This is a genomic window from Variovorax sp. OV084 (genome assembly GCF_900111625.1).
In the GTDB taxonomy this organism is placed as follows: domain Bacteria; phylum Pseudomonadota; class Gammaproteobacteria; order Burkholderiales; family Burkholderiaceae_C; genus Variovorax.
In genome coordinates, this window is record NZ_FOII01000001.1 from 117,400 (window position 1) to 140,178 (window position 22,779).

The window sequence follows — 22,779 nt, forward strand, 5'->3', positions numbered from 1 at the left end:
CTTCGCAGCCAATCGGTCAATGAGGCCCCGCACGGCGCCGGGGCGCGCAAATTATGCCCGGCGAGCTTCGGGCGGCCACGACAAGAAACGGGGCCGCAAGCGGCCCCGTTGTGCATGGTGCGGGAGTCGGTGGCGCGTGCCCGGTCTCAGCGAAGGCCGAAGAACGAAAGCACGGCTACGACAACCACGACCAGACCGACGATGTAGATGATGGAATTCACGCGAAGACTCCTCTGGGTTGAAGATGAGTCCAGCATTGCGCCGCGTTCGCGGCATCACTGTCGGCAGGGGGCGGCGTGCGATGTAGGCGCGTGCGAAGCATCGGCCCACGACATGTCCCGCATCAGCGCTTCCTGACCGGGCCGAGCGCCCGCTCGAGCAGCCACAGCATCGCCGTACGGGTTTCCTCTACGTCCGCGCCTGCGTCGATGGCCAGCGCGGCCCGGTCGAAGGCCGCCGCGAGCAGCGGGGTCAGGGCGTCGAGCGACGCCTCGCCCTTGTCCTTGCCCAGGCCGGCGCGCTCCAGCCCCTGTCGCAGCGACTTTGCCGAGGTCGCATCGTCCATGGCCATGACTTCGGCCATGCCCAGCACCGCGGGGCCGTCGATCAGCAGCAGCCGCGTGCGGCCCGGCGCCGTCATCGCGTTCAGATAGGCCTTGCTGCCTTCGAGCAGCGCCTCGCGCGGCGATAGTTGCTCGGGCGTGGCCGCCTCGATGTCGGCGGCCACGGCTTCGCCTTCGCGCAGCAGCACCTGACGGAACAGGTCGCGCTTGTCCGCGAAGTGGTGGTACAGCGCGCCGCGGGTGATGCCGGCGGCCGTCGCAATATCCGGCGTCGAGGTATCGCCGTAGCCCTTGCCGACGAAGAGCGCACGCGCCGCCTCGATCAGCGCAAGGCGGGTGGTTTCCGTACGTTCACGATTGGTTCGGACTGGGGTGGGTGAATCGGCCATTTACATACAGTCTGTCTGTAAGTTATATTCAAATTTACATGCAGCCTGTATGTTAAATGAAAGGACCCATCGTGAAAGTGACGAGCTACTACCCCGTTCTCATGACCAACGACGTGGCGAGAACGGCGAACTTCTACCAGGCGCACTTCGGCTTCACGCCGCTGTTCACGAGCGACTGGTATGTGCACCTGCAACTGGCGGACGAGCCCTCGGTGAATCTCGCCGTGCTCGACGGCCGGCACGAAACCATTCCGGCGGCCGCGCGCGGGCAGGTGGCTGGCGGCACGCTGTTGAATTTCGAGGTGGACGACCCCGACGCGGTGCACGACCGGCTGAAGGCCGCCGGCCTGCCGATCCTGCTGCCGCTGCGCGACGAGGCCTTCGGCCAGCGCCACTTCATCACGCGCGACCCGAACGGTGTGTTGATCGACATCATCAAGCCGATCCCGCCGAGCGGGGAGTTCGCTGCGCAATACGAGGCCGGCGCGTTGCCGACCTGACAACGATCAGGCGCGCAGTGCTTCGTCTTCCTCGAGGCTGTCGCCGAGGAAGCCGCCGCTCTGGTGCGCCCAAAGCCGCGCATACAGGCCGCCTTGCGCCATCAGCGTGCGGTGGTCGCCTTCTTCAACCACACGGCCTTCGTCGAGCACGATGAGCCGGTCCATCGCCGCGATGGTCGACAGCCGGTGCGCGATCGCGATCACCGTCTTGCCTTCCATCAGCGTGTAGAGGCTCTGCTGGATGGCGGCTTCGACTTCCGAGTCGAGCGCGCTGGTGGCTTCGTCGAGCAGCAGGATCGGTGCGTCCTTCAGCATCACGCGCGCAATGGCCACGCGCTGGCGCTGGCCGCCCGAGAGCTTTACGCCGCGTTCGCCCACATGTGCCTCGTAGCCGCGGCGCCCGCTCGCGTCGCCCAGCGTCTGGATGAAGTCGTGCGCTTCCGCACGCCCGGCGGCCGCCTCGATCTGCTCATGCGTGGCGTCGGGCCGGCCGTAGGCGATGTTGTCGGCCACCGAGCGGTGCATCAGCGAGGTGTCTTGCGTGACCATGCCGATGTGGCTGCGCAGCGAGTCCTGCGTGACGTGCGCGATATCTTGCCCGTCTATCAGGATGCGGCCGCTTTCCAGGTCGTGGAAGCGCAGCAGCAAGTTCACCAGCGTCGACTTGCCCGCGCCCGAACGGCCGACCAGGCCGATCTTCTCGCCCGGCTTCACTGTCAGGTTCAGGTCGTCGATCACGCGGCGGCCTGCGTCGGCATAGCGGAAGCTCGCATGCTCGAAACGCACCTCGCCGCGCGGCACGTCGAGCACCGAGGCATCGGCCGCGTCGAGCACGGTGCGCGGGCGCGACAGCGTCTTCATGCCGTCCTGCACGGTGCCGATGTTCTCGAACAGGCTGGTCATCTCCCACATGATCCAGTGCGACATGCCCTGCAGCCGCAGCGCCATTGCCGTGGCCGCGGCCACCGCACCCACGCCGACCGTGCCGTGCGACCACAGCCACAGTGCCACACCCGCCATGCCGGCCGTGAGGCCCATGCTCAGCGTGTGGTTGACGATTTCGAAGGCGCTCACCAGGCGCATCTGGCCGTAGCCGGTCTTCATGAACTCGCGCATCGCGTCGCGCGCGAAGCCGGCCTCGCGCTGCGTGTGCGAGAACAGCTTGACGGTCGCGATGTTGGTGTAGGCGTCGGTCACGCGGCCGGTCATCATCGCGCGGGCGTCGGCCTGCGCCTTGCCGACCTTGCCCAGGCGCGGCACGAAGTACACCAGCGAGCCGATGTACAGCGCCAGCCAGATGATGAAGGGCCACACCAGCTGCGCGTCGAGCACGCCCACCAGGATGATCATGGTGGCCACGTACACGCCCATGGCCACCAGCACGTCGGCCAGCACGAACACGGTGTCCCGCACCGCGAGCGCGGTCTGCATCACCTTGGCCGTGATGCGGCCGGCGAACTCGTCCTGGTAGAAGGCCATGCTCTGGCCCAGCATCAGCCGGTGAAAGTTCCAGCGCAGGCGCATCGGCAGGTTCACCGCGAGCGTCTGGTGCTTCACGATGGTCTGCAGCGCGACCACGCCGATGCTGATCACCAGGAACGTGGCCAGCCACATGAGCGTGGTGCCGCGGTCTGCCCACAGGCGCGCAGGCACCTGTGGGCCGAGCCAGTCGACGATGCGCCCGAGGATCGCGAACAGCGCCGCCTCGAAGATCGACATGACGGCGGTGAGCGCCGCCATTGCCGCGATCTTGCCGCGCACGCCGTGCGTGCAGGCCCAGAGAAAAGCAAGGAAGCCCTGCGGCGGCAATGCGGGTTCGGCGGCGGGGTACGGATGGAGGAGTTTTTCGAAGAAGCGGAACAAGGACTGAGTCTCCCGGAGAGCTCAGGACTGTAGCCGCGCCTGCATGACCTTGCCCCGAAAAGGTGCGTTCGGTGGCGCATCCAGGCCCGGCCGCTCGCCCAGGAAGTCGATGAAAGTACGCAGCTTGGGCGACATGTACTGCCTGCTGGTGTACACCGCGAAGAGCGTGACGGGCGTGGCTTCGAACTCCGGCAGCAGCCGCACCAGCCGGCCCTGCGCGATGTCGTCGTCGATCAGCCACAGCGGCATGAAGGCGATGCCCATGTCCGCGTGCACCGCATGCAGCGTGAGCGTGGTGTCGTCGGAGCGCATGGCGGGCGCCAGCCGCAGCGGAAACATCCGCCCGCCCGGGCCCTTGAGCGCGAGGTTGTCCAGGTTCACGTAGCTCGGCACGATGGCGCCCAGCTTCGCGAGGTCGGCGGGCACGGCTGGCACGCCGCCCATGCGCTTCAGGTAGGCCGGTGTACCCGCCAGGAAGAAGGGCACGCGGCACAGCGGCCTGGCGATCAAGGCGGGCGAGGGCTCCTGCGTGGCGCGCAAGGCCAGGTCGTAGCCGTCGGCCGCAAGATCGACCTTGCGGTTTTCCAGGTGCATGTCGACCAGCACCTCCGGGTACTTCTCGCGATAGTCGGCCAGCACCCGCGCGAAACGCGGCGTGGCGCACCACACGGGCGCGCTCACCTTGAGCTGGCCGCGTGGCGTGTCGTGCGTCTGGCCGATGGCGGCTTCGGCCGCGTCGAGCAGGTCGAGTGCGCGGCGGCTCTGCTCGTACCAGGCGGTGCCAGCCTCGGTCAGGCTCAGGTGGCGGCTGGAGCGGTGCAGCAGCCGCGCACCGAGCGATTTCTCAAGCTGCGCCACGTGCTTGCTGGCCATTGGCGGCGACATGTTCAGCCGCTCGGCCGCAGCCACGAAACTGCCCGCCTCCACGACTTCGCGGAACACCCGCAGGCTGGTCATCCGGTCCATGTGAGCATCCTTCAAGCTTTCCTGTGAGGAACTGATTCGATGCATCGTAGCCTGTCGATTTCCCTGCAGGAAATGTCTACAGTCGATGCAACGCTTTCAAGGAGCATCGGCTTGACCCACGACAACACCACCGCGAACAACGCTTCGCGCCTGCCCACGTACTTCATCTCGCACGGCGGCGGCCCCTGGCCCTGGATGAAGAAGGAAATGGGCCCGACCTACGACCAGCTCGCCGCCTCGCTGGCCGACATGCCACGCCAGATCGGCCGCACGCCCAGCGCCATCCTCATGGTGTCGGCGCATTGGGAGGCACCTGCCTTCACGGTGCAGGGCAACGCCAAGCCGCCAATGATCTACGACTACGGCGGCTTCCCGGCCCACACCTATGAGGTGCACTACGACTCGCCCGGCTCGCCCGAACTCGCGCAGCGCGTGCAGTCGCTGATCGCTGCTGCCGGCTTGCCGGTGCAGATCGATCCCGAGCGCGGCTACGACCACGGCATGTTCGCGCCGATGGCCGCGATGTACCCGAAGGCCGACGTGCCGGTGGTGCAGCTGTCGCTGCGGCGCGGGCTCGACCCGGCCGAGCACCTAGCGCTGGGCCGCGCACTCGCACCGCTGCGCGACGAAAACGTGCTGATCGTCGGCAGCGGGCTGAGCTATCACAACCTGCGCAACTTCGGCCCGCAGGCGCATGGGGTGTCGAAGGCTTTCGACGACTGGCTCGATGAGGCGGTGGTGAAGAGCTCCGCTGGCGAGCGCAGCGCGCAATTGCTCGACTGGGATTCAGCCCCGGCGGCGCGCATGGCGCATCCGCGTGAAGAGCATCTGATTCCTTTGATGGTGGCCGTCGGAGCGGCCGAGGCAGAGGCTGGCGAGCGCGTGTACCACGAAGACGCCTTCATGGGCGGTCTGGTGGTGTCGAGCTTCCGCTTCGGCGCTTGAGCTGACTGCGGCCTGGCACGCCGCAGCGTCAGGCGGGAGTCGACAGGCGCGGCGGGCTCGCCAGCGCAAAGTCTTCTGTCGTCAGCGTCAGGTTGGGGTTGTAGGCAGGATCGCAGTGCAGTTCGTCACCCCATCGGTCCAGCATGTAGTGCACCTCCGCTGCAAAACGCTGCTGCTTTTCCGGTGCCTCGTCGGAACCGCGAGTGGCGGATTCATGGTGGTAGAGCTCGGCATAAGGCGTCCAGACATTGCGCAGCCCGGCCGCGCGCAGCCTCAGGCAGAAGTCGACATCGTTGAATGCCACCTTCAGGTTGATTTCGTCGAGGCCACCCACCGCCTGGTAGGTGGAGCGGCGAACCACCAGGCACGCCGCGGTCACAGCCGAGAATGTCTGGATGAGGCTGCCACGCCCGAAGTAGCCGAGGCCCTGCCTGTGCAGCCGTTTGTGACTGTGGCCTGCCACGCCGCCGATGCCGAGTACGACACCGCCGTGCTGCAGCGTATCGTCGGCGTACCAGAGCCTCGCACCGACGGCGCCCACCCCGGGCTGCAATGCGATGGAGACCATCTCAGACAGCCAATCCGGTGAGATGACCTCGGTGTCGTTGTTCAGCAGTGCGACGAGTTCGCCTTTTGCGTGGGCCACGGCGCGGTTGTTCAGCGCGGAGTAGTTGAAAGGGCCGTCGATCCGGAGCACCCTGGCATCGCGTTGGCTCGAAAGCTCGTCGAGATAGTCCAGGACCTCAGGTTCGTCGGAGCCGTTGTCGATCACCAGGATCTCGAAGTTCAGGTAGTCCGTCCGCGTCCGGATGCTGCCGATGCAGCGGCGCAGCAGCGACAGGCCATTGCGTGTGGGGATGATCAGCGTCACCAGTGGGCGGACTTCGGGCAACGCGTAGTGCGCCCGGTAGCCGTTGTCCGAATGTGCGATGAAACCCTGGATACCACGGCGCTGGAAATGCTCATTGAGCGCGCGTTCGCCGGCAAGCTGCGCGTAGGGTTTGGCGTCGACATTGCCCGCTGCGCTTTCCGCGTGAGCGCGCCAGTGATACAGGACCCGCGGAACGTGCCGGATCTGCTCTGGCGCGACGTGCTCGATGCAGCGCAGCACGAGGTCATAGTCCTGCGCGCCTTCCATGCCGACCTGGAAGCCGCCCACTTGCCGCACCAACTCAGCGTGGTACAGGCCCAGGTGCGAAAACATGTTCTGCGAATAGAAGAGGTCCGGATTCCAGTCGGGCTTGAAGTAGGGATCGAAACGCTCACCGCTCGCGTCGAGCTTGTCCTCGTCGGAATAGAAAAGTCGCGCTTCGGGCGCACGAACAATCGCGTCGGCCATCCACAGGAGTGCGTCCTCCTTCAGCAGGTCGTCGTGGTCCAGGAGCGCTATCCATTCACCCTCGGCGAGAGTGAGAGCGCTGTTGGAGGCGGCCGAGATATGCCCGTTCTCCGGGCGGTAGATCACCTTGATCCGCACGTCGTGCGCATAAGAGTCGAGCACCTTCCGGACCCTGTGGTCAGTGGATGCGTCGTCCGCGACGCAGAGCTCCCAGTTCGGATAGATCTGGCCCCTTACCGACTCGATGGCCGCGCGCAGCCAAGCGGGGTTGGCGTTGTAGGTCGGCATCACCACGGAGATCAGCGGCTGCCGAGGCAGCTGTGCCAGGTGCCGGCGCAAGTCGGCGCGTTTTCTTTCATCGATGCTGTCATAGCGCTCGACCCAGCGCGCATAGGGCGGCGCGTCGTTTGTTGTGGCCTGCGCGGCACGAGCTTCCAAGGCTGCAGCCGCACGAGCGACCCCGCCGAAACCAGACTCTCGATAGATCCGTGCTGCGGAACGGACCGTCTGGACCGCACCACGGCGTTGCGCCGCAACGGCGGACAGCAGTCGCGGCACGCGCCTGGCCCGACGCGCCTGTCGTCCCAGCCATCGCAGCGGCACCGTCACCCTCCAACTGGTCGATTGCAGCAGGGCGTGGCGTTGGGTGTCGGCCTCGGCCAGTTGCGCGCGCGTGATGTCGAGGGTTTTGAGCGCTCTATCGGAAGTGGCCGATACCTGTGCGAGTTCGCACTCGCGTTGCGCAAGCTGCTCGCAAAGGGTCGCGCATCGCTGCTCGCAAGCCTCCAGGGCGCTTGCCAGCGTTTTCTCCCGCTCCACTTTCGTGCGGGCCCACGGGTTGAACTGCTCATCGGTACGAATGGGCTCCTTCAGGTGCAGGGGCACAAGCCCTGTGACCACGGGCTCCTCGCGACCGGCGATGAAGCGCTGGCCGAGGACATTGGCGGACGGTGCGTCCTTGCGGATCACGCACATGGAGTTGATGAACTCCACCGAGTGCACGCGGCTCAACACTGCCTCGTCGATGTCTGCGCCATGGGCCTGGAGGAAGAGATGCAGGCTATCCCTGCGCGTGCGACTCACGCCCCAGTGCTCGTGGTTCGGCACATCCGCAAGGCGCTTGAAGAAAGCCATGGGCGAAGTCGGATGGAAAAGCCCGCCCTCATGGCTGTGCCAGTAGCTGCAATGAAGGTCTTCGACGATGTAGAGGCCCCCGTCCGTCACATGATCGAAGTAGCGGCAGAACGACCGGACGATGTCGCCCGACAGGTGCGAGCCATCGTCGATGACCAGGTCGAAGCGTTCGCAATGCGCGGTGATCCGTTTGGCGACGGCATCGGTGTTGGCATCGCCGAGCACCACTGAGACGCGGGCGTCCTCGAAGGAGAGTCTTGCGCAGTCGGCATTGATATCGCATCCGACCAATCGGCGAAGCTCGGGGAAGTAGCGCGCCCAGATTTCCAGCGATCCACCATTCTGGACGCCGATCTCCAGCATGCGCATGACCGATGGGCGCCGCGGCGCCAGCAGTCGCTCGTACTCCGAAAGGTAGAGCATCCACTTGTCCGAGACCTTGCCTCGGTGTGACTCATAGAGTTCCCACAGCGTCGGGTCTGCTGGTGTGGCCGAACGGGATTGACGGGCGGGCCTCTCGTCGAGGAGTTCGGGTTCTCGAGATTGGGCGAGTGACAGCATCTGGCGTCCAACGTGAGTGAAGTGACAAAGAACCACCGGGATTTCGCTTGATGCGAAACCTCCGGTGATTCCCAAGTCTTGCTGTCAATCTGGTCAAAAGATTGAGCAACACTTTGTCTTCAGCGCGCGAGTGTTCGCGCGGCTGACTTCACGAACGCCAACGGTGGATGCGTGTGTCTACGCCTGACGCACTAGTGCGGGCCCCGCCGCGCACCATCGGCATCGACCAACCCCACGCGCGTCTGCCGCCCCCACGTACCGCGCCCCGTCAGGAAAGTCCACCAACCCCAGGCCGCACCCGTGTGGCGCAGGATCTGAAAGGTGAACGGCTCGACCAGCGCAGCCATGAAGGCCTGCGCCATGTTCGCTTCGCTGCTGTGGCCGATCCAGCGCCGGTACAGGTACACCGACCACAGGTGAAAGGCGAGGTCGAGCACGATCTTCGCGCCGATCACGCCGGCCACCGGCGCCAGCACGCCGAAGTTACCGCGCACCAGATACATCAGCAGCAGCCCGAAGGCGGCCAGCCCGTAGAGCGGCTGCAGCGTGTCGATGGCCTTCACCGGCAGCATCGCGACGCCGAGCCAGCCGTAGCGCCGGTCACCAACCATCGCTCGATACCAGAACTGCGTCTGCAGGAAGCCACCGAACCAGCGGCGGCGCTGGCGCAGGAAGGCGCCGGTGCTGCTCGGGGCATCGGTGTGTGCCTGTGCGTCGCCCAGCACGCGCACTGTCCATGGCAGGCCGTTCGCCTGCGCATGGCGGTGCAGGCGATGGATGAGTTCGTAGTCTTCCACCAGGCAGTCGGTGTCGAAGCCGCCCACGGCGCGCACCGCGTCGGTCCTGAAGCCGGCGAAGGCGCCGGAGATCAGCAGCAGGCCGTTGACGCGCATCCATGCATAGCGCGAGAGGAAGTTGCGGATGTACTCATAGGTCTGGAACCACTGGAAGCAGCGGCCGGCCAGCGAGCGGCTGCACACCGGGGTGATGACGCCGGTAGCGGCGACGAGGTTCGGCTCTTCGGAGAAGGCTCGGCGGACGGCGCCGATGGCATGGCTGTCGAGCAGCGTGTCGCCATCGACCGTGAGCACGGTGTCGGTGTCGATGCACAGGACGGCCGCGTTCAGTGCCACTGCCTTGCCGCCGTGCGGCAGGCGCAGCCAGTAAAGAGAGGGGTGTGTTGCACTGGCAGCGCTCAGCGAACCAAGTTCGGGCGCGACGAGCCCGTAGTGCGTGGTCAGCAGCTCTGCCGTGCCATCGGTCGAACCGTCGTCCGCGATCACGATGCGGTCGGGTGCGTCGGTCTGGCCGAGCAGGGCAGATAGCGTCACGGGCAGCACGGCGGCCTCGTTGTGCGAGGCGACGATCACGCCCAGCGTGTTGCGCCTCACCGCGGCCGCAGGGGAAGGAGAGGGCCGGGGCCGCAATATCGGTAGCGTCATCCAGGCGACGAACAGCAGCAGCACGGTGTCGTACAGCACGTAGGCCACCCCCACCGACCAGGCTCCGACGTTGCCGACCTTGAAGGCCATGGCGAAGAGCAGTGCCCACAGCACGAGCACGCTTCCATGAATGAGCCAGCTTCGCAGTGGCGTGCTGGGTGGAGACAGGCGCGGCGATGCGGCCACGAAGGCGCTTTGGAAAGGATCGTTCAAGAGAAGGTGCCCGGGCGGCTGTCGGTCGGTGGTTCGTTGTCGATACGCAAAAACTCGGCCTGCGGTTTCGAAAGTCCCAAGGCAAAGCCGGGACAATCGCACGCGTCATCGACTGAGTCGCCCCACGCCCGAAAATTCCCCGCATGCTCGCACAAACCCGCTACACCCGAACCGCGATCGCGCTGCACTGGCTGATAGCCGTGCTCATGGCCGTCAACATCGCCCTGATCCTGCTGGTCGACCACTACCCCGACGACTGGGTGCGCCCGGCCGTCGACACCCACAAGTCGATCGGCATCACGGTGCTGGGCCTGGTGATTTTGCGGCTCCTGTGGCGCGCCACGCACAAGCCGCCGGCCATGCCGGGCTCGTACGGTGCGCTCGAACGGTTCGCGGCGCATGCGGCCCACGGCGCCTTGTATCTGCTGATGATCCTGCTGCCGCTGTCGGGCTGGATGCACGACTCGGCCTGGAAAGACGCCGCCACCCACCCGATGCAGCTTTTCGGCCTGTTCGAATGGCCGCGCATCGGCTGGATCATGGCCATCGAGCCCACCATGAAGGAAACCTGGCACACCGTGCTGGGCGGCGTGCATGTCTGGGCGGGCTATGTGCTTTACGTGCTCTTCGCGCTGCACGTGCTGGGCGCGCTCAAGCACCAATTCTTCGACGGCGAGGCCGAACTCCAGCGGATGCTGCCATGACCACACAAGAAGAAACCGAGGCCCGCGAGGCCATCGCCCGCATCGACGCGCTGTCGACCCACTACGACCCGGTGCACGAGGGCGTGCGCGTGCGCTGGCGCCGCTTCGGCACCGACACCGCCCGGCCCCCGCTGGTGCTGCTGCACGGCGGCCATGGCAGCTGGATGCACTGGCTGCGCAACGCCGAGGCGCTATCGGCCGACCGCACGCTGTGGCTGCCCGACATGCCAGGTTTCAACGAATCCGATGCGCCGCCGCGCGTGGCGCCGGGCGAAGACTCGCTGCCACCGCTGCTTGATGCGCTCGGCGGCACGCTCGACCAGCTCATCGGCGCTGGCACGCCCATCGACCTCGGCGGCTTCTCCTTCGGCGGCTTGACGGCTGCACGGTTCGCAGTGCGACGCGGAGCCATCCGCCGCTTCGCGCTCGTGGGCAGCGGCGGCCACGGCACGCTGCGGCGCATGACGGCTCAGATGATCAACTGGCGCGCCGCCCCAGACCGAGAGGCGGAACGCGCCGCATTGCTGAACAACCTGGCCGCGCTGATGCTGCACGACCCGGCAGCCATCGACGCGCTGGCCTTCGAGATCCATGACATCTCGTGCCATGGCACGCGCTTTCGCAGCAAGGAGGTGTCGCAGTCGGGCGGGCTGCAGCAGGCGCTCGGTACGCTGGGCGTGCCTACGCTGCTGCTGTGGGGCGAGTACGACGTCACCGCCGACCCGCGCCCGCTGGTGGCGCGGCTGGTGGCCGAAGGCCCGGGGCGCGAAGGCGTGGTGATCGACGGCGCCGGGCACTGGGCGCAGTACGAGCGCGCCGACGAAGTCAATGCGCGGCTGCTGGAGTTCTTTCGCTGAACCCTATTGCTGCTGCTTCACCAGCCCCAGCTTGCGGATGATGTCGCCCCACTGCTCGTAGGTCGCGCGCGTCAGCGCGGCCAGCTCCGCGGGGCTCGACGACTCGGCTTCGTACGCGCCCTGGCGGAAGAAGTCGCGCGTGGCCGGCATCGCCAGCACCTGCGCCAGCGCGGCATGCAGTTTCTCGACCACCGGAGCCGGCATGCGCGCCGGCCCATAGAAACCCAGCCAGCTCGGCATGTCCACGCCGCTCACGCCCTGTTCGCCCATGGTGGGCACGTCGGGCAGCATCGGGCTGCGCTTGGGCGCCGCTACGGCCAGCATGCGCACCTTGCCGGTGGCCGTGTTCTGTATGGCGTTGGGCGCGGCATCGAAGTAGTACTGCACGCGGCCTGCGAGAAAGTCTTTTGCGGCGTCGGCGCCGCCCTTGTAGGGCACGTGCACCACGTCCAACCCCGCCTGCCGCGCGAAGGCCTCGCCGTAGATGTGCGACGAGGTGCCGGTGCCGAAGGAGGCGTAGCTCATCTTCCCCGGGTTGGCCTTGATGTACGCCACCAGCTCCTGCACCGTGCGCGCCGGCACGCTCGCATGCACGGTCAGCACCAGCGGCCCGCGCGCGCCTAGCGAGATCGGCGTCAGGTCCTTGAACGGGTCGTAGCGCACCTGCGCCAGCGTCTGCGGGTTCTGCGCCACCACGGAGGAGGGCGCGTACATGAAGGTGTAGCCGTCGGGCACGGCGCGGATCACCTCTTCAGTCGCAAGGATGAAGCTCGCGCCCGGCCGGTTCTCGACGATCACCGGCGTCTGCAGCACCTCGGCGAGCTTGTTGGCGACGAAGCGTGCCTGCGAGTCCGACGCGCCACCGGCCGCCAGCCCCAGCACGATGCGAATGGTGCGGCCCTTGTCCGGAAAAGGTGCGGCGGCATGGGCTGCCAGCAGTGGCATGGCCGCACCGAGCGCAAGCCAGGCGGTAAAGCGGCGGCGATCAAGAAGGGAGCGCATGCCGCTCATTGCTTGGCCAACCCGACCTGCTGCACCATCGCGCCCCAGCTGTCGTAGGTCGAGCGCGTGATGCCGGCAAACTCCTCCGGCGTGGTGCCCCCGGCCTCGTAGCCGCCGCTGCGATAGAAATCGCGCACCTGCGGCATCGCCAGCACCTTCGCGAGCGCCGTGTTGAGCTTTTCGACCACCGGCGCCGGCATGCGCGCCGGCCCGTAGAAGCCCAGCCAGCTCGGCAGGTCGAGGCCCGCGTAGCCTTGCTCGGCGAATGTGGGTACGTCGGGCAGCGCGGCAATGCGCGCGTTGGCGGCCACCGCGAGGATCTTCACCTTGCCCGTGGCCGAGGTGATGATGGCCGACGAGGCCGAGTCGAACATGTACTGCACGCGTCCGCCGATCAGGTCTTTCGCCGCGTCGGAGCCGCCCTTGTACGGGATGTGCACCGCGTCGATGCCGGTCTTCTTCACGAAGGCCTCGCCGTAGATGTGCGACGAGGTTCCCGCGCCGAACGAGGCATAGCTCACCTTGCCGGGGTGCGCCTTCACGTAGGCCACCAGTTCCTTCACGTTGTTCACCGGCACGCTGGTGCTCAGCGACAGCACCAGCGGCCCGCGCCCGCCCATCGAGATGGCGGTGAAGTCCTTGAACGGGTCGTAGGGCACCTGGGCGAATGTGTGCGGGTTCTGCGCCATGGTGGACGAGGGCGCGTACAGCAGCGTATAGCCGTCGGGCAGGGCGCGCGACACCTCGTTGGCCGCCAGCATGGTGCTGGCGCCGGGCTTGTTGTCGACGATCACGCTGGTGCCCAGCACCTCGCCGAGCTTCTGCGCCACGATGCGCGCCTGCGCATCAGTGCCGCCGCCGGCGGTGAAGCCCACGACGATGCGGATGGGCTTGCCGCGCGCCGGAAAGTCCTGCGCCACGGCCAGTGATGCAAGGCCCAGGAAGGCTGCGGCGCCGAGGGCCGAGCCGAAGGCACGGCGGGTGCCGTGAAGTTTCTTCATCGATGTCTCCGTTGGATTTCTTTTTCTATATTGATCTTGAAAACCATAAAAATCCATATTTACTAGGGAATACCCCAGAGATATGGCTTTTGAGTTTGACAAAATGGAAAGTGAAATCAAAATACGACGAAACAAGCCAAGCCGAGAACGCATTCATGAAAACTGTCGTCCGTACCGACGAGCGCATCCTGTCTTCCGACATCTTCGACCGCGACAGCCGCGTCAAGCGGCCTGACCACGGCAGCTGGGCCGAGCCCGGCAAGAGCATTCCGGTCTATCACCGCTGCGGCGTGCTGGTGGTCGGAGGCGGCCCGTCGGGCACGGCGGCCGCAGCAGCAGCGGCCCGCGCGGGCGCCGATGTGGCGCTGCTGGAGCGCTACAACCACCTGGGAGGCCTGTCGACCGGCGGCCTCGTCATCTGGATCGACCGCATGACCGACTGGGAAGGCAAGCTGGTGATCCGCGGCTTCGCCGAAGAGCTGTTCGACCGACTGCCGGCCGACGCCATCGCCGGCCCCTCGCCTGCAGACTGGGGCTCGCAGGACACGGCCAAGGCCGCACACTGGTCGCAGCGCACTGCCGCCTATCACGGCGTCGTCACCTGGTCGCCCACCATCGACCCCGAGCGGCTGAAGCTGCTCTCGCAAGAGATCGTGCTGGAGCGCAAGGTCAAGCTCATCTACCACTCATGGGCCGCCATTCCCATCGTGCAGGACGGTGCCGTCAAGGGCGTGGTGTTCGAGAGCAAGGAAGGCCGCATGGCCATCATGGCCGACGTGGTGGTCGACGCCACCGGCGACGGCGACCTGTTCGCCCGCGCCGGCGCCGACTACGTGAACGACATCGAAGAGGCCGACGTGCACCACTGCATGAACACCTCGTGGCTCTTCGGCGGCGTGGACATGAACCGCTGGATCGAGTTCAAGGCCGGCCAGCCCGAGGCCTTCACCGCCTTCATGGCGGGCGGCCGCGAGCAATGCGGCCTGTTCGAGCGGCCTTTCGTCTCGTGGCGCAACGACGTTGCCCTCTTCATGGGGCCGCGCCAGTCGGGCTACTCGGCGCTCGACGTGGACGACCTCACTGCCGTGGAAGTGCGCTCGCACCGCGCCATGGCCGCGCACCTGGACTACTTCCGCGCCCATGCACCGGGCTTCGAGAACGCCTACCTGATGCTGAGCGCGCCGCAGATCGGCGTGCGCCATGCGCGTCGCCTGAGCGGCGTGGGCTCGGTGCTGCGCAGCCAGTGGCCCGACGGTGTGCCGCTGGCCGACGAGATCGGCGTGTCGCCCGCGGTGTCGCCGAAGTTTCCGAACATCTCCATTCCCTACGGCGCGCTGGTGCCGCAGAAGCTCGACGGCCTGCTGGCCTGCGGGCGCCACATCTCGTGCGACCGCAACTCGCACGGCTTCATGCGCGAGATTCCCCAGTGCTGGATAACCGGCCAGGCCGCGGGCGTGGCGGCGGCGCTGGCATCGCGCGGCGGCATCGCGCCGCGCTTCATCGACGTGGGGGCGCTGCAGTCCGAGCTGCTGGCCCAGGGCGTGTACCTGCGAGCCGGGGCACCCGGAATTGGGCAGGGCGTGGCGTCGCCTGCAACGGCCGAAGCCGGCGCCTGAGCCATCGGCCATGACCCCGGACGCCCTCTCTTCGCGAGCCTCTACATTGGAGAGTCCTGAGAAGAGTCTTGCAAAGGGTCCCTCCATGTCCACTGAAAAAAACGACACCTCCTTTTCCGCGGCCGAACCGGTGGAAGTGCGCGGCGAGCGCTCCGACACCGTGAGCGCGCTGGAGCGCGGCATCTCGGTGCTGCGCTGCTTCAGCGAAGAACGCCCGGTGCTGGGCCATGCCGACATTGCGCGCATCACCGGTATTCCGCGCCCCACCGTCAACCGGCTGGTCGCCACGCTGCTCTCGCTGGGCATGCTCAAGCCCGCGCAGGCGGCCGACCGCTTCATGCTCGGGCCGGGCGTGGTGTCGCTGTCGCGCGTGTTCCTCGGCAGCCTCGACGTGCGCGCCGCAGCTCGGCCCAGCATGCAGGCGATGGCGGAGGAGGTGGGTGCCTCGGTCTACCTCGCGATCCGCGACGGCATGGAGATGGTGCTCATCGAAGCCTGCCGCCCGCGCTCGTCGATGCTCTCGGCGCGGCTCGACGTGGGCTCGCGCGCGCCGCTGGCCAACTCGGCGCTCGGCCGCTCGTACCTCTCGGCATTGCCCGAGGTGCAGCGCAACCAGCTGATCGATTCGATGCGCCTGCTGCGTGGCCCCGAGTGGGACAGCATCGCGCCGAACATGAATCGCGCCATCGGCGAATCGAAGCGGCTGGGCTATTGCCTGTCGCTCGGCGAATTCCACCGCGAGATCAACTCCGTGTCGGTGCCCCTCATCGGGCCTGACGGCGAAGTGATGGCGCTCAACGGCGGCGGCGCTGCCTTCGTCTTCACCGAGGAGCGCCTGCGCAACGAACTCGCACCGCGCCTGCACGACATCGCGCTGAGCATTGCGCGCGACATCGGCGGCCACGTGCCCACACCCTCGCCGGGCTAGCAGGCCCGGCCGGGGTTCACCCCCCACGACACAGAAGAACGGAGACACAGGCCATGCACCTGAGCGATGAAGAAAAAGCCATGTACGACGGGCGCGACGGCCCGGCCGTGCAGAAGGCGATGGACCTGCTGATGCGCTACGGCGAGGCATTGGGCGCCGAGCGGCTGGTCGAGACGCGCAACGTCTGCGCCACCATCACATCGACCACGCCCTTCCAGCGCGACTTCGCGCTCGCCAAGGGCGGCGGCATGGATGCGGTGTTCTCCGAATTCAGCCTCGACAGCCAGGAAACCGTCGAGATCCCGAAGTTCAAGGTCTTCACCAGCCACCTGCAGCTGGGCTTCGACCCCGGCCAGCCCGAGCGCATGGGCGTGAGCGAGGAGATCGTCCAGTTCTACAACAAGAGCGAGCGGCATGCAGCCGGCTTGGGCGCGCAGATCATGAACACCTGCACGCCTTACCAGGTCGGCAACATCCCGACGCGCGGCGAGCACTGCGCGTGGATGGAGTCGTCGGCGGTCGTGTATTGCAATTCGGTGCTGGGCGCGCGCACCAACACCGAAGGCCGCGAGAGCACGGGTGCCGCCATGCTCACCGGACGTATTCCGTATTGGGGCTATCACCTCGACGAGAATCGCCGCGCCACGCACGTGGTCGAGCTAGACATCGAGGTCGAGTCTGTGCAGGACTGGGGCCTGCTCGGCTACTACATCGGCGAGCACGTGCAGGAGCGCGTGCCGGTGGTGCACAGCAGGCGCGGCATTGGCCGCGTACCCAACCTGCCGCGGCTCAAGCACTTCGGCGCCGCGGCATCTTCATCGGGTGGCGTGGAGATGTATCACATTGCCGGCATCACGCCCGAGGCGCTCACGCTCGAGCAGGCGCTCGGCGGCCGTGCGCCGGTCGAGGTGCTGCGCTACGGCGAGGCCGAGCGCCGCGCCACCTACGAGAAGATCAACGTCACGGGCAAGGACTCGGAAATCCAGTACGTGATGCTGGGCTGCCCGCACTACACCATCGAGCAGATCTGGGAGGCCGCGCAGCTCATCGAGGGCCGCAAGGTGCATCCGAGCTGCGAGCTGTGGATCTTCACGCCGCGCGCCATCAAGTCACTGGCCGATCGCAACGGATACACGAAGATCATCGAGGACGCGGGCGGAATCATCATGAGCGACAGCTGCTCCGCCATGAGCCGCGCCGTGCCCAAGGGCACGAAGACGGTGGCGCTCGATTCGGCCAAGCAGGCCCACTACCTGCCCGCCATCCTCGGCGTGCAGGCCTGGTTCGGCAGCACGGCCGAATGCATCGATGCCGCCTGCACCGGCCGCTGGAACGGAGGCTACGCATGAGCGACGCAGTCATCACGGAGAAAACCATCGTCATCCGTGGCCGCAAGGTGGTGGGCGGCGTAGCCGAGGGCGAGGCCCTGGTCACGCGCGACCGCATCTCGGGCTGGGGCGGCATCGATCCGCGCACCGGCACCGTCATCGAGACGCGGCACGAACTGCGCGGCCAGAGCTTCGCGGGCAAGGTGCTGGTGTTTCCGGGAGCCAAGGGCTCGTCGGGCTGGTCGGCGATGTTCCACATGACGCGGCTCATGAACTCGGCGCCGGCAGCATTCCTCTTCAACGAGATGACGACCAAGATGGCGCTGGGCGCCGTGGTCACGCACTCGCCCTCGATGACCGACTTCGAGCGCGACCCGCTCGAGTGCATCGCAACCGGCGATTGGGTGCGCGTGGACGCCGACCGCGGCGTGATCGAGATCACCAAGAAGAACAACGCATCCGGAGATCGCTCATGACCCGCCCCCTGCGCAGCAACTTCCCGCGCGGCTCCTACCTGTGGTCGGTGCGCAATGCGCACTGGCGCGCGCTCGGCATTCCGGAAGAGGATTGCGAGAAGCCCAAGATCGCCGTCGTCAACAGTTCGTCGGAGCTGGCCGCCTGCTTCAGCCATCTCGACCGCGTGGCGGGGGAGATAAAGGCCGCGATCCGCGCCGCGGGCGGCATTCCTTTCGAGATCCGCACGGCAGCGCCCAGCGACTTCATCACCGGCGCCGGCGCGCGCGGCGCCTACATGCTTGGCGCACGCGATCTGGTCACCAACGACATCGAGGTGGCAGTCGAAGGCGCACAGCTCGACGGCATGGTGTGCCTCACCTCCTGCGACAAGACGGTGCCGGGCCAGCTCATGGCTGCCGCTCGGCTCAACATTCCGACGCTGCTGGTGCCCTGCGGCTACCAGCCCAGCGGCGAGTACCGCGGCAGGCACATGGACATCGAGGAAGTGTTCATCGGCGCGATGCACGCTGTCACCGGCAACCTGCCGGTGGAAGAACTCGTGGGCATGAGCCGCGAAGCAATCCGCGGGCCGGGCGTGTGCTCGGGCCTGGGCACCGCGAACTCGATGCACATCGTCTGCGAAGCGCTCGGCATGGCCTTGCCCGGCAGCGCGCCGGTGGCCGCGCTGAGCGAGAAGATGATGGCCGACGTGCGCGCCGCGGGCACGCGCATCGTGCAGATGGTGTGGAACGACCTGAAGCCGCGCGACATCCTCTCGCCCGGCGCTTTCGTCAACGCGGTGCGCGCGGTGCTTTCCGTCGGCGGCTCGCTCAACACCGCCAAGCACCTGCAGGCGATAGCGACCGAGGGGGAGTGCGGCGTCGACGTGTACGGCCTCTTCGAAAGCCTCGGCCCCACGACACCGGTGCTGGCCGGCGTGCGGCCCATCGGCGAGCATTCCATCGAAGCCTTCGAGGCAGCGGGCGGTTGCCGCGCGCTGATGAAGCAGCTCGAACCCTTGCTCGACACCAGTGCGCTGACGGTCACCGGTGGCACGGTGGCAGAGAACCTGCGCAACGCCGAAGTGGCCGACGCCGAAGTGATCCGCCCCATCGACCGCCCGGTCGCACCGCTGCCGGCCATCGTGCTGCTGCGCGGCAACCTCGCGCCCGAATCGGGCCTCATCAAGACCGGCATCGCAGAGCGCAAGGTGCGGCGCTTCACCGGGCCGGCCGTGTGCTTCTGGACATCTGACGCAGCCATCGCCGCGCTGAAGAAGGGCGAGATCGTGCCCGGCCAGGTGGTCGTGATGCGCGGCGCCGGCGCCTGCGGCGGTCCGGCCATGGGTGGCGGGGCATCGCGCGTGGTCTTCGCTGTCGATGGCGCGGGCCTCGGCGACCAGGTCGCACTGCTCACCGACGGGCATCTCTCGGGCCTCGTCTGCAAGGGGCTCGTGGTGGCCGAGGTGTCGCCCGAAGCCGCGCTGGGCGGCCCGCTCGGGCTGGTGCGCGACGGCGACGTGATCACCATCGACCTCGACGCGCGCCGCCTCGACATCGCGCTGACCGACGCCGAACTCCAGGCCCGTCGCGCCGACTGGCAGGCGCCGCCGCCGGCCTTCGACACCGGCTGGCTGCAGCAGTACCGGCGCAACGTGAGTCCGCTCTCCAAGGGCGCAGTGCTCGTGCGCACCGAACGCCCCGAGCCCTCGAGCTAGACCTTTTTCATCCCCGGCCTTCGCCAACCGGTGCGAACCCCCGTTCGCACCCGGTGGCGCAGCCCTGCGCGCGATTCCAGAGTTTTTCAACCGAAGAGAAGAAGCAGGAGACAAAAAACCATGAAGAGATTTTTGATGTGGTCGGCGCTGGGGCTGGCAAGCAGCGGCGCGGCGCATGCGCAATCCAGCGTCACCGTGTTCGGCGTGGTGGACCTCGGCATCCAGTACACGAGCGGCGCCGGCAGCGGCTCGGTCAAGGCGCTGTCGAACGGCGGGCTCTCGACCAGCCGGCTCGGATTTCGCGGCACCGAAGACCTGGGCGGCGGACTGCGCGCGGGCTTCTGGCTCGAAGGCAGCCTGAACCCCGACAACGGCACCGGCCGGCCGAGCAACAGCAACAACCAGACGAGCGGCGCGGGCGCGGCAGGGCCCATAACCTTCGACCGCATGTCCTTCGTGAGCCTCTCGTCGGACACGCTGGGCGAAGTGCGGCTGGGCCACGACTTCATTCCCACGCACTACAACAGCATCTACTTCGACCCCTTCAACGCCAACGGCGTGGCGCGCGCGGGCAACCTCACCTTCGCGGGCGCGGGCACCGGGCCGCTGCCCACGGCCATCACCGGCAGCAACACGGTGAGCTACTGGCTGCCGCCCAACATCGGCGGCTTCTACGGCATGGCGATGGTCGGCACCGGCGAGAACGACTCCACCGTTGCGAACCGCGACGACGGCAACTTCGCCGGCGCGCGCTTCGGCTTCGCCTCGGGCGCATTCGACATCGCGGCGGCCGTCACGCGCTCGCACTTCGACGCCACCACCACCATCGGCAACTACACGCACGCCAACATCGGCGGCTCGTGGGATGCGGGCTTCGCGAAGTTCTTCGCGCTCTACAACAAGGTGACGGTGAAGCTCGCGGGCGGCACGGTGCGCAAGAACACCACCGAGATCGGCGCGCACATTCCGGCTTTCGAGGTCGGCCGCATCCGCATCAGCTATGCCTACCTCGACGACCGCAGCGACGAGAGCCTGCGCAACGCCAACGGCATGCCGCGCAACCGCGACGACGCGCGGCAGTTCGGCATCGGCTACGTGCACAACCTCTCCAAGCGCACCGCGCTCTACGGCACCTATGCGCGGTTGATGAACAGCGGGCAGGCCCGCTATGTGGTCAGCGGCGGCGTTGCACCGGGCGCAGGGCAGCGCTCGTCGGGGTGGGAATTCGGTGTGCGGCATCTCTTCTGAACCAAGGAGCCTTTCATGCGACGCAGAACCCTGACCATGGCGGCGCTCCCGGCTCTTGCGGCCGCGATGCTGCCCGGCGCGGCGGCCTGGAGCGCCGATGCGTATCCGAACAAGCCGCTGCGGCTGATCGTGGGCTTCGCGCCCGGCGGCGGCGCCGACGTGCTCACGCGAATCATCGCGGAGGGGCTGTCGAAGCAGCTCGGCCAGCAGGTGATCGTGGAGAACCGGCCCGGCGCCGACGGCGTGCTTGCGGCGCAGGCCACCTCGTCGGCCAGGCCTGATGGCTACACGCTGCTGATGGGCACCAACACCGCGATGGTGGCGGCGCCCACGCTGCGGCCGACGCCGCCCTACGACCCGTTCAAGGCCTTCACGCCGATCAGCTCGGCCGGGCAGTTCTCGATGTTCCTCGTGGTGCCGACGAGCCTGCCGGTGAAGAGCGTGAACGAACTGCTGGCAATGGTCTCGGCCAAGCCGGGCGCCTACAACTCGGCATCGAGCAACAGCGCTTCGGAGCTTGCGATGCTGCAGCTGCTGGGTGACCGCAAGGTGGTCAACGCGCGCTACAAGGGCGACATGCAGGCCATGACCGACCTGCTGGGCGGCCAGATCCAGATGATGTTCACCACCGGCACGCTGGCGCCGGGCTTCGTGAAGGAAGGGCGCATCCGCGCGCTGGTAACGCTGCTGCCGCAGCGCAGCGGCCTGCTGCCCGACGTGCCGACCGGCGGCGAACTGGGGCTGGGCAAGCTCACCATCACGCCATGGGCCGGCTTCTTCGGGCCGCCGGGGCTGCCGCAGGCGATTACCGACAAGCTCTCGCTGGAGCTGCAGAACACGCTCAAGCGGCCAGACGTGCATGCCCAACTGGTGCAGCAGGGCTTCGAGGGCTACGGCATGAGCCCCGCGAAGTTCGCCGAGTTCTTCCGCACGCAGTACGACGCCTTCGGCGCCACCGTGCGGGAGCACAACGTCAAGTTCGAATAGCGGCGGCCTCGCGGCGCCAGAAGGCGGCATCGGGGAATGTGCCTGCGCCGGCCGCAGCGTTGTCCGCCATGTGCTCGCCGCGGCTGGTGCCGGGAATCGTGCAGGTCACCGTCGGGTGGCTCAGCACGAACTTCAGCAGCACCTGCGCCCAGCTCGTGCAGCCGATCTCGCCGGCCCACGCGGGCAGCGGCTTGTCGCGAAGCCGGCGCAGCAGGCCACCGCCGCCGAAGGGCATGTTGACGATCACCGCCACGCCGCGCTCGGCCGCCAGCGGCAGCAGGCGCTGCTCGGCCTCGCGCGCGTCGAGCGAATAGTTGATCTGCAGAAAGTCGAGCTTCTCGGCGCGCAGCACGGCCTCGACCTCGTCGTAGGCCGAGGCCGTGTAGTGCGTGATGCCGATGTAGCGCACGCGGCCTTTCTCCTTCCAGCCGCGCAGCGTGGCGAGGTGCGTGCGCCAGTCGACGAGGTTGTGCACCTGCATCAGGTCCATGCGCTGCGTGCGCAGCCGCGCGAACGATTGCTCCATCTGCGCAATGCCGGCCTCGCGGCCCGAGGTCCAGACCTTGGTGGCAAGAAAGGCTTTGTCGCGCGGCTTCGCTGCGGCCAGCAGCTCGCCGGTGGTTTCCTCGGAGCGGCCGTACATCGGCGAGCTGTCGATCATCGTGCCGCCGGCCGCGAACAGGGCGTCGAGCACGCCGGGAAGGCGCTTGTATTCCTCGCTGCCGGGGCGCTGTCGAAGCCGATCCAGGTGCCGCAGCCGATCACGGGCAGGGCTTCCTGGGTGGAGGGGATGGGGCGGGTGTTCATGGCGGACTTGCTCTGCGGTTGTGCGGAGGCGGGGAGCGCGGCGCTTGCGCACAGCGCGGCGCCCAGGCGCAGCAGTTCGGCGCGGGTGAGAGGGAAATCCTTCGAGGGCGGCATCGGCGGCCAGTATCCGACGATGGGGCAAAAAAGAGAAAAGCAGCTTTCTTGTCGTGGGCCATGGAATACTGTATAAAAATACAGTTAACAGTCTTCACC

General features: G+C 67.2%; 18 protein-coding genes and 1 pseudogene. 11 read left to right on the plus strand and 8 right to left on the minus strand.

The features are described 5' to 3' along the window. Positions 1–343 precede the first annotated feature (343 nt). On the minus strand, positions 344–952 hold the full coding sequence (locus BMW87_RS00595) for a TetR/AcrR family transcriptional regulator (RefSeq protein ID WP_093073383.1): 609 nt from the start codon (positions 950–952) through the stop codon (positions 344–346). 56 nt (positions 953–1,008) lie between these two features. Here BMW87_RS00595 and BMW87_RS00600 point away from each other — a divergent pair, with 56 nt between their 5' ends. Beyond that, positions 1,009–1,452: a VOC family protein gene (locus tag BMW87_RS00600; protein WP_256216613.1), complete on the plus strand. Its 444-nt coding sequence runs from the start codon at positions 1,009–1,011 to the stop codon at positions 1,450–1,452. Between the two features lie 6 nt (positions 1,453–1,458). On the opposite strand, the gene BMW87_RS00605 is transcribed toward BMW87_RS00600, so the two are convergent. Both BMW87_RS00605 and BMW87_RS00610 read right to left on the minus strand, forming a co-directional pair. Then, positions 1,459–3,315: an ABC transporter ATP-binding protein gene (locus tag BMW87_RS00605; RefSeq protein ID WP_093073385.1), complete on the minus strand. Its 1,857-nt coding sequence runs from the start codon at positions 3,313–3,315 to the stop codon at positions 1,459–1,461. A 21-nt stretch (positions 3,316–3,336) separates the two neighbouring features. After that, complete coding sequence (locus tag BMW87_RS00610) at positions 3,337–4,281, minus strand: LysR family transcriptional regulator (RefSeq protein ID WP_093073388.1); 945 nt, start codon at positions 4,279–4,281, stop codon at positions 3,337–3,339. A 111-nt stretch (positions 4,282–4,392) separates the two neighbouring features. Here BMW87_RS00610 and BMW87_RS00615 point away from each other — a divergent pair, with 111 nt between their 5' ends. Next, a complete protein-coding gene (locus BMW87_RS00615) occupies positions 4,393–5,226 on the plus strand; it encodes a DODA-type extradiol aromatic ring-opening family dioxygenase (RefSeq protein ID WP_093073390.1) in 834 nt (277 codons plus the stop codon). A gap of 28 nt (positions 5,227–5,254) precedes the next feature. Here BMW87_RS00615 and BMW87_RS35730 read toward each other — a convergent pair whose 3' ends face one another. Both BMW87_RS35730 and BMW87_RS00625 read right to left on the minus strand, forming a co-directional pair. Next, positions 5,255–8,260 (minus strand): glycosyltransferase, encoded by a 3,006-nt coding sequence (locus BMW87_RS35730; RefSeq protein ID WP_371258761.1) that lies wholly within the window; start codon positions 8,258–8,260, stop codon positions 5,255–5,257. Positions 8,261–8,451: 191 nt separating this feature from the next. After that, a complete protein-coding gene (locus BMW87_RS00625; RefSeq protein WP_093073392.1) occupies positions 8,452–9,915 on the minus strand; it encodes a glycosyltransferase family 2 protein in 1,464 nt (487 codons plus the stop codon). A 143-nt stretch (positions 9,916–10,058) separates the two neighbouring features. On the opposite strand from BMW87_RS00625, the gene BMW87_RS00630 reads away from it, so the two are divergent. Both BMW87_RS00630 and BMW87_RS00635 read left to right on the plus strand, forming a co-directional pair. Continuing rightward, positions 10,059–10,619, plus strand: a complete 561-nt coding sequence (locus BMW87_RS00630) for a cytochrome b (RefSeq protein WP_093073394.1) — start codon at positions 10,059–10,061, stop codon at positions 10,617–10,619. Further along, complete coding sequence (locus BMW87_RS00635; protein WP_093073396.1) at positions 10,616–11,476, plus strand: alpha/beta fold hydrolase; 861 nt, start codon at positions 10,616–10,618, stop codon at positions 11,474–11,476. Before BMW87_RS00630 ends, BMW87_RS00635 begins: the two co-directional genes overlap by 4 nt. Positions 11,477–11,479: 3 nt before the next feature. On the opposite strand, the gene BMW87_RS00640 is transcribed toward BMW87_RS00635, so the two are convergent. Together BMW87_RS00640 and BMW87_RS00645 are read right to left on the minus strand one after the other, a co-directional pair. Continuing rightward, complete coding sequence (locus BMW87_RS00640) at positions 11,480–12,487, minus strand: Bug family tripartite tricarboxylate transporter substrate binding protein (protein ID WP_093073398.1); 1,008 nt, start codon at positions 12,485–12,487, stop codon at positions 11,480–11,482. Continuing rightward, positions 12,484–13,479 (minus strand): Bug family tripartite tricarboxylate transporter substrate binding protein, encoded by a 996-nt coding sequence (locus tag BMW87_RS00645; RefSeq protein ID WP_093073400.1) that lies wholly within the window; start codon positions 13,477–13,479, stop codon positions 12,484–12,486. Before BMW87_RS00645 ends, BMW87_RS00640 begins: the two co-directional genes overlap by 4 nt. Before the next feature lie 155 nt (positions 13,480–13,634). Here BMW87_RS00645 and BMW87_RS00650 point away from each other — a divergent pair, with 155 nt between their 5' ends. From BMW87_RS00650 to BMW87_RS00680, 7 genes are all read left to right on the plus strand, one after another. Then, entirely contained in the window at positions 13,635–15,095 is a 1,461-nt protein-coding gene (locus BMW87_RS00650; protein ID WP_093075095.1) for an FAD-dependent oxidoreductase, read from the plus strand. An 85-nt stretch (positions 15,096–15,180) separates the two neighbouring features. Then, positions 15,181–16,023 (plus strand): IclR family transcriptional regulator, encoded by an 843-nt coding sequence (locus tag BMW87_RS00655; RefSeq protein ID WP_093073402.1) that lies wholly within the window; start codon positions 15,181–15,183, stop codon positions 16,021–16,023. A gap of 53 nt (positions 16,024–16,076) precedes the next feature. Further along, the gene (locus BMW87_RS00660) at positions 16,077–17,372 is read left to right on the plus strand and encodes an aconitase X (RefSeq protein WP_093073403.1); all 1,296 of its coding nucleotides are present in this window, start codon (positions 16,077–16,079) and stop codon (positions 17,370–17,372) included. After that, on the plus strand, positions 17,369–17,827 hold the full coding sequence (locus BMW87_RS00665; RefSeq protein ID WP_093073405.1) for an aconitase X swivel domain-containing protein: 459 nt from the start codon (positions 17,369–17,371) through the stop codon (positions 17,825–17,827). Before BMW87_RS00660 ends, BMW87_RS00665 begins: the two co-directional genes overlap by 4 nt. Next, positions 17,824–19,524, plus strand: a complete 1,701-nt coding sequence (locus BMW87_RS00670; RefSeq protein ID WP_093073407.1) for a dihydroxy-acid dehydratase — start codon at positions 17,824–17,826, stop codon at positions 19,522–19,524. Before BMW87_RS00665 ends, BMW87_RS00670 begins: the two co-directional genes overlap by 4 nt. Before the next feature lie 120 nt (positions 19,525–19,644). Further along, positions 19,645–20,772 (plus strand): porin, encoded by a 1,128-nt coding sequence (locus BMW87_RS00675; RefSeq protein ID WP_093055759.1) that lies wholly within the window; start codon positions 19,645–19,647, stop codon positions 20,770–20,772. 15 nt (positions 20,773–20,787) lie between these two features. Beyond that, positions 20,788–21,759 carry a Bug family tripartite tricarboxylate transporter substrate binding protein gene (locus BMW87_RS00680; protein WP_093073409.1) on the plus strand — a complete coding sequence of 324 codons (972 nt, stop codon included), beginning with the start codon at positions 20,788–20,790 and terminating at the stop codon, positions 21,757–21,759. Here the strand turns inward: BMW87_RS00680 and BMW87_RS00685 are convergent. After that, positions 21,746–22,680 (minus strand): annotated as a pseudogene (locus BMW87_RS00685) (aldo/keto reductase). The gene BMW87_RS00680 and the pseudogene BMW87_RS00685 overlap by 14 nt on opposite strands. Between the last annotated feature and the right edge of the window lie 99 nt (positions 22,681–22,779).

Bases quoted from the DNA above. Each gene is read 5' to 3' on its own strand.
- BMW87_RS00595 (WP_093073383.1), bottom strand. From the start codon at position 952: ATGGCCGATTCACCCACCCCAGTCCGAACCAATCGTGAACGTACGGAA.
- BMW87_RS00635 (WP_093073396.1), top strand. From the start codon at position 10,616: ATGACCACACAAGAAGAAACCGAGGCCCGCGAGGCCATCGCCCGCATC.
- BMW87_RS00630 (WP_093073394.1), top strand. From the start codon at position 10,059: ATGCTCGCACAAACCCGCTACACCCGAACCGCGATCGCGCTGCACTGG.
- BMW87_RS00680 (WP_093073409.1), top strand. From the start codon at position 20,788: ATGCGACGCAGAACCCTGACCATGGCGGCGCTCCCGGCTCTTGCGGCC.
- BMW87_RS00645 (WP_093073400.1), bottom strand. From the start codon at position 13,479: ATGAAGAAACTTCACGGCACCCGCCGTGCCTTCGGCTCGGCCCTCGGC.
- BMW87_RS00665 (WP_093073405.1), top strand. From the start codon at position 17,369: ATGAGCGACGCAGTCATCACGGAGAAAACCATCGTCATCCGTGGCCGC.
- BMW87_RS00640 (WP_093073398.1), bottom strand. From the start codon at position 12,487: ATGAGCGGCATGCGCTCCCTTCTTGATCGCCGCCGCTTTACCGCCTGG.
- BMW87_RS00660 (WP_093073403.1), top strand. From the start codon at position 16,077: ATGCACCTGAGCGATGAAGAAAAAGCCATGTACGACGGGCGCGACGGC.
- BMW87_RS00650 (WP_093075095.1), top strand. From the start codon at position 13,635: ATGAAAACTGTCGTCCGTACCGACGAGCGCATCCTGTCTTCCGACATC.
- BMW87_RS00610 (WP_093073388.1), bottom strand. From the start codon at position 4,281: ATGGACCGGATGACCAGCCTGCGGGTGTTCCGCGAAGTCGTGGAGGCG.
- BMW87_RS00600 (WP_256216613.1), top strand. From the start codon at position 1,009: ATGAAAGGACCCATCGTGAAAGTGACGAGCTACTACCCCGTTCTCATG.
- BMW87_RS00675 (WP_093055759.1), top strand. From the start codon at position 19,645: ATGAAGAGATTTTTGATGTGGTCGGCGCTGGGGCTGGCAAGCAGCGGC.
- BMW87_RS00670 (WP_093073407.1), top strand. From the start codon at position 17,824: ATGACCCGCCCCCTGCGCAGCAACTTCCCGCGCGGCTCCTACCTGTGG.
- BMW87_RS00655 (WP_093073402.1), top strand. From the start codon at position 15,181: ATGTCCACTGAAAAAAACGACACCTCCTTTTCCGCGGCCGAACCGGTG.
- BMW87_RS35730 (WP_371258761.1), bottom strand. From the start codon at position 8,260: ATGCTGTCACTCGCCCAATCTCGAGAACCCGAACTCCTCGACGAGAGG.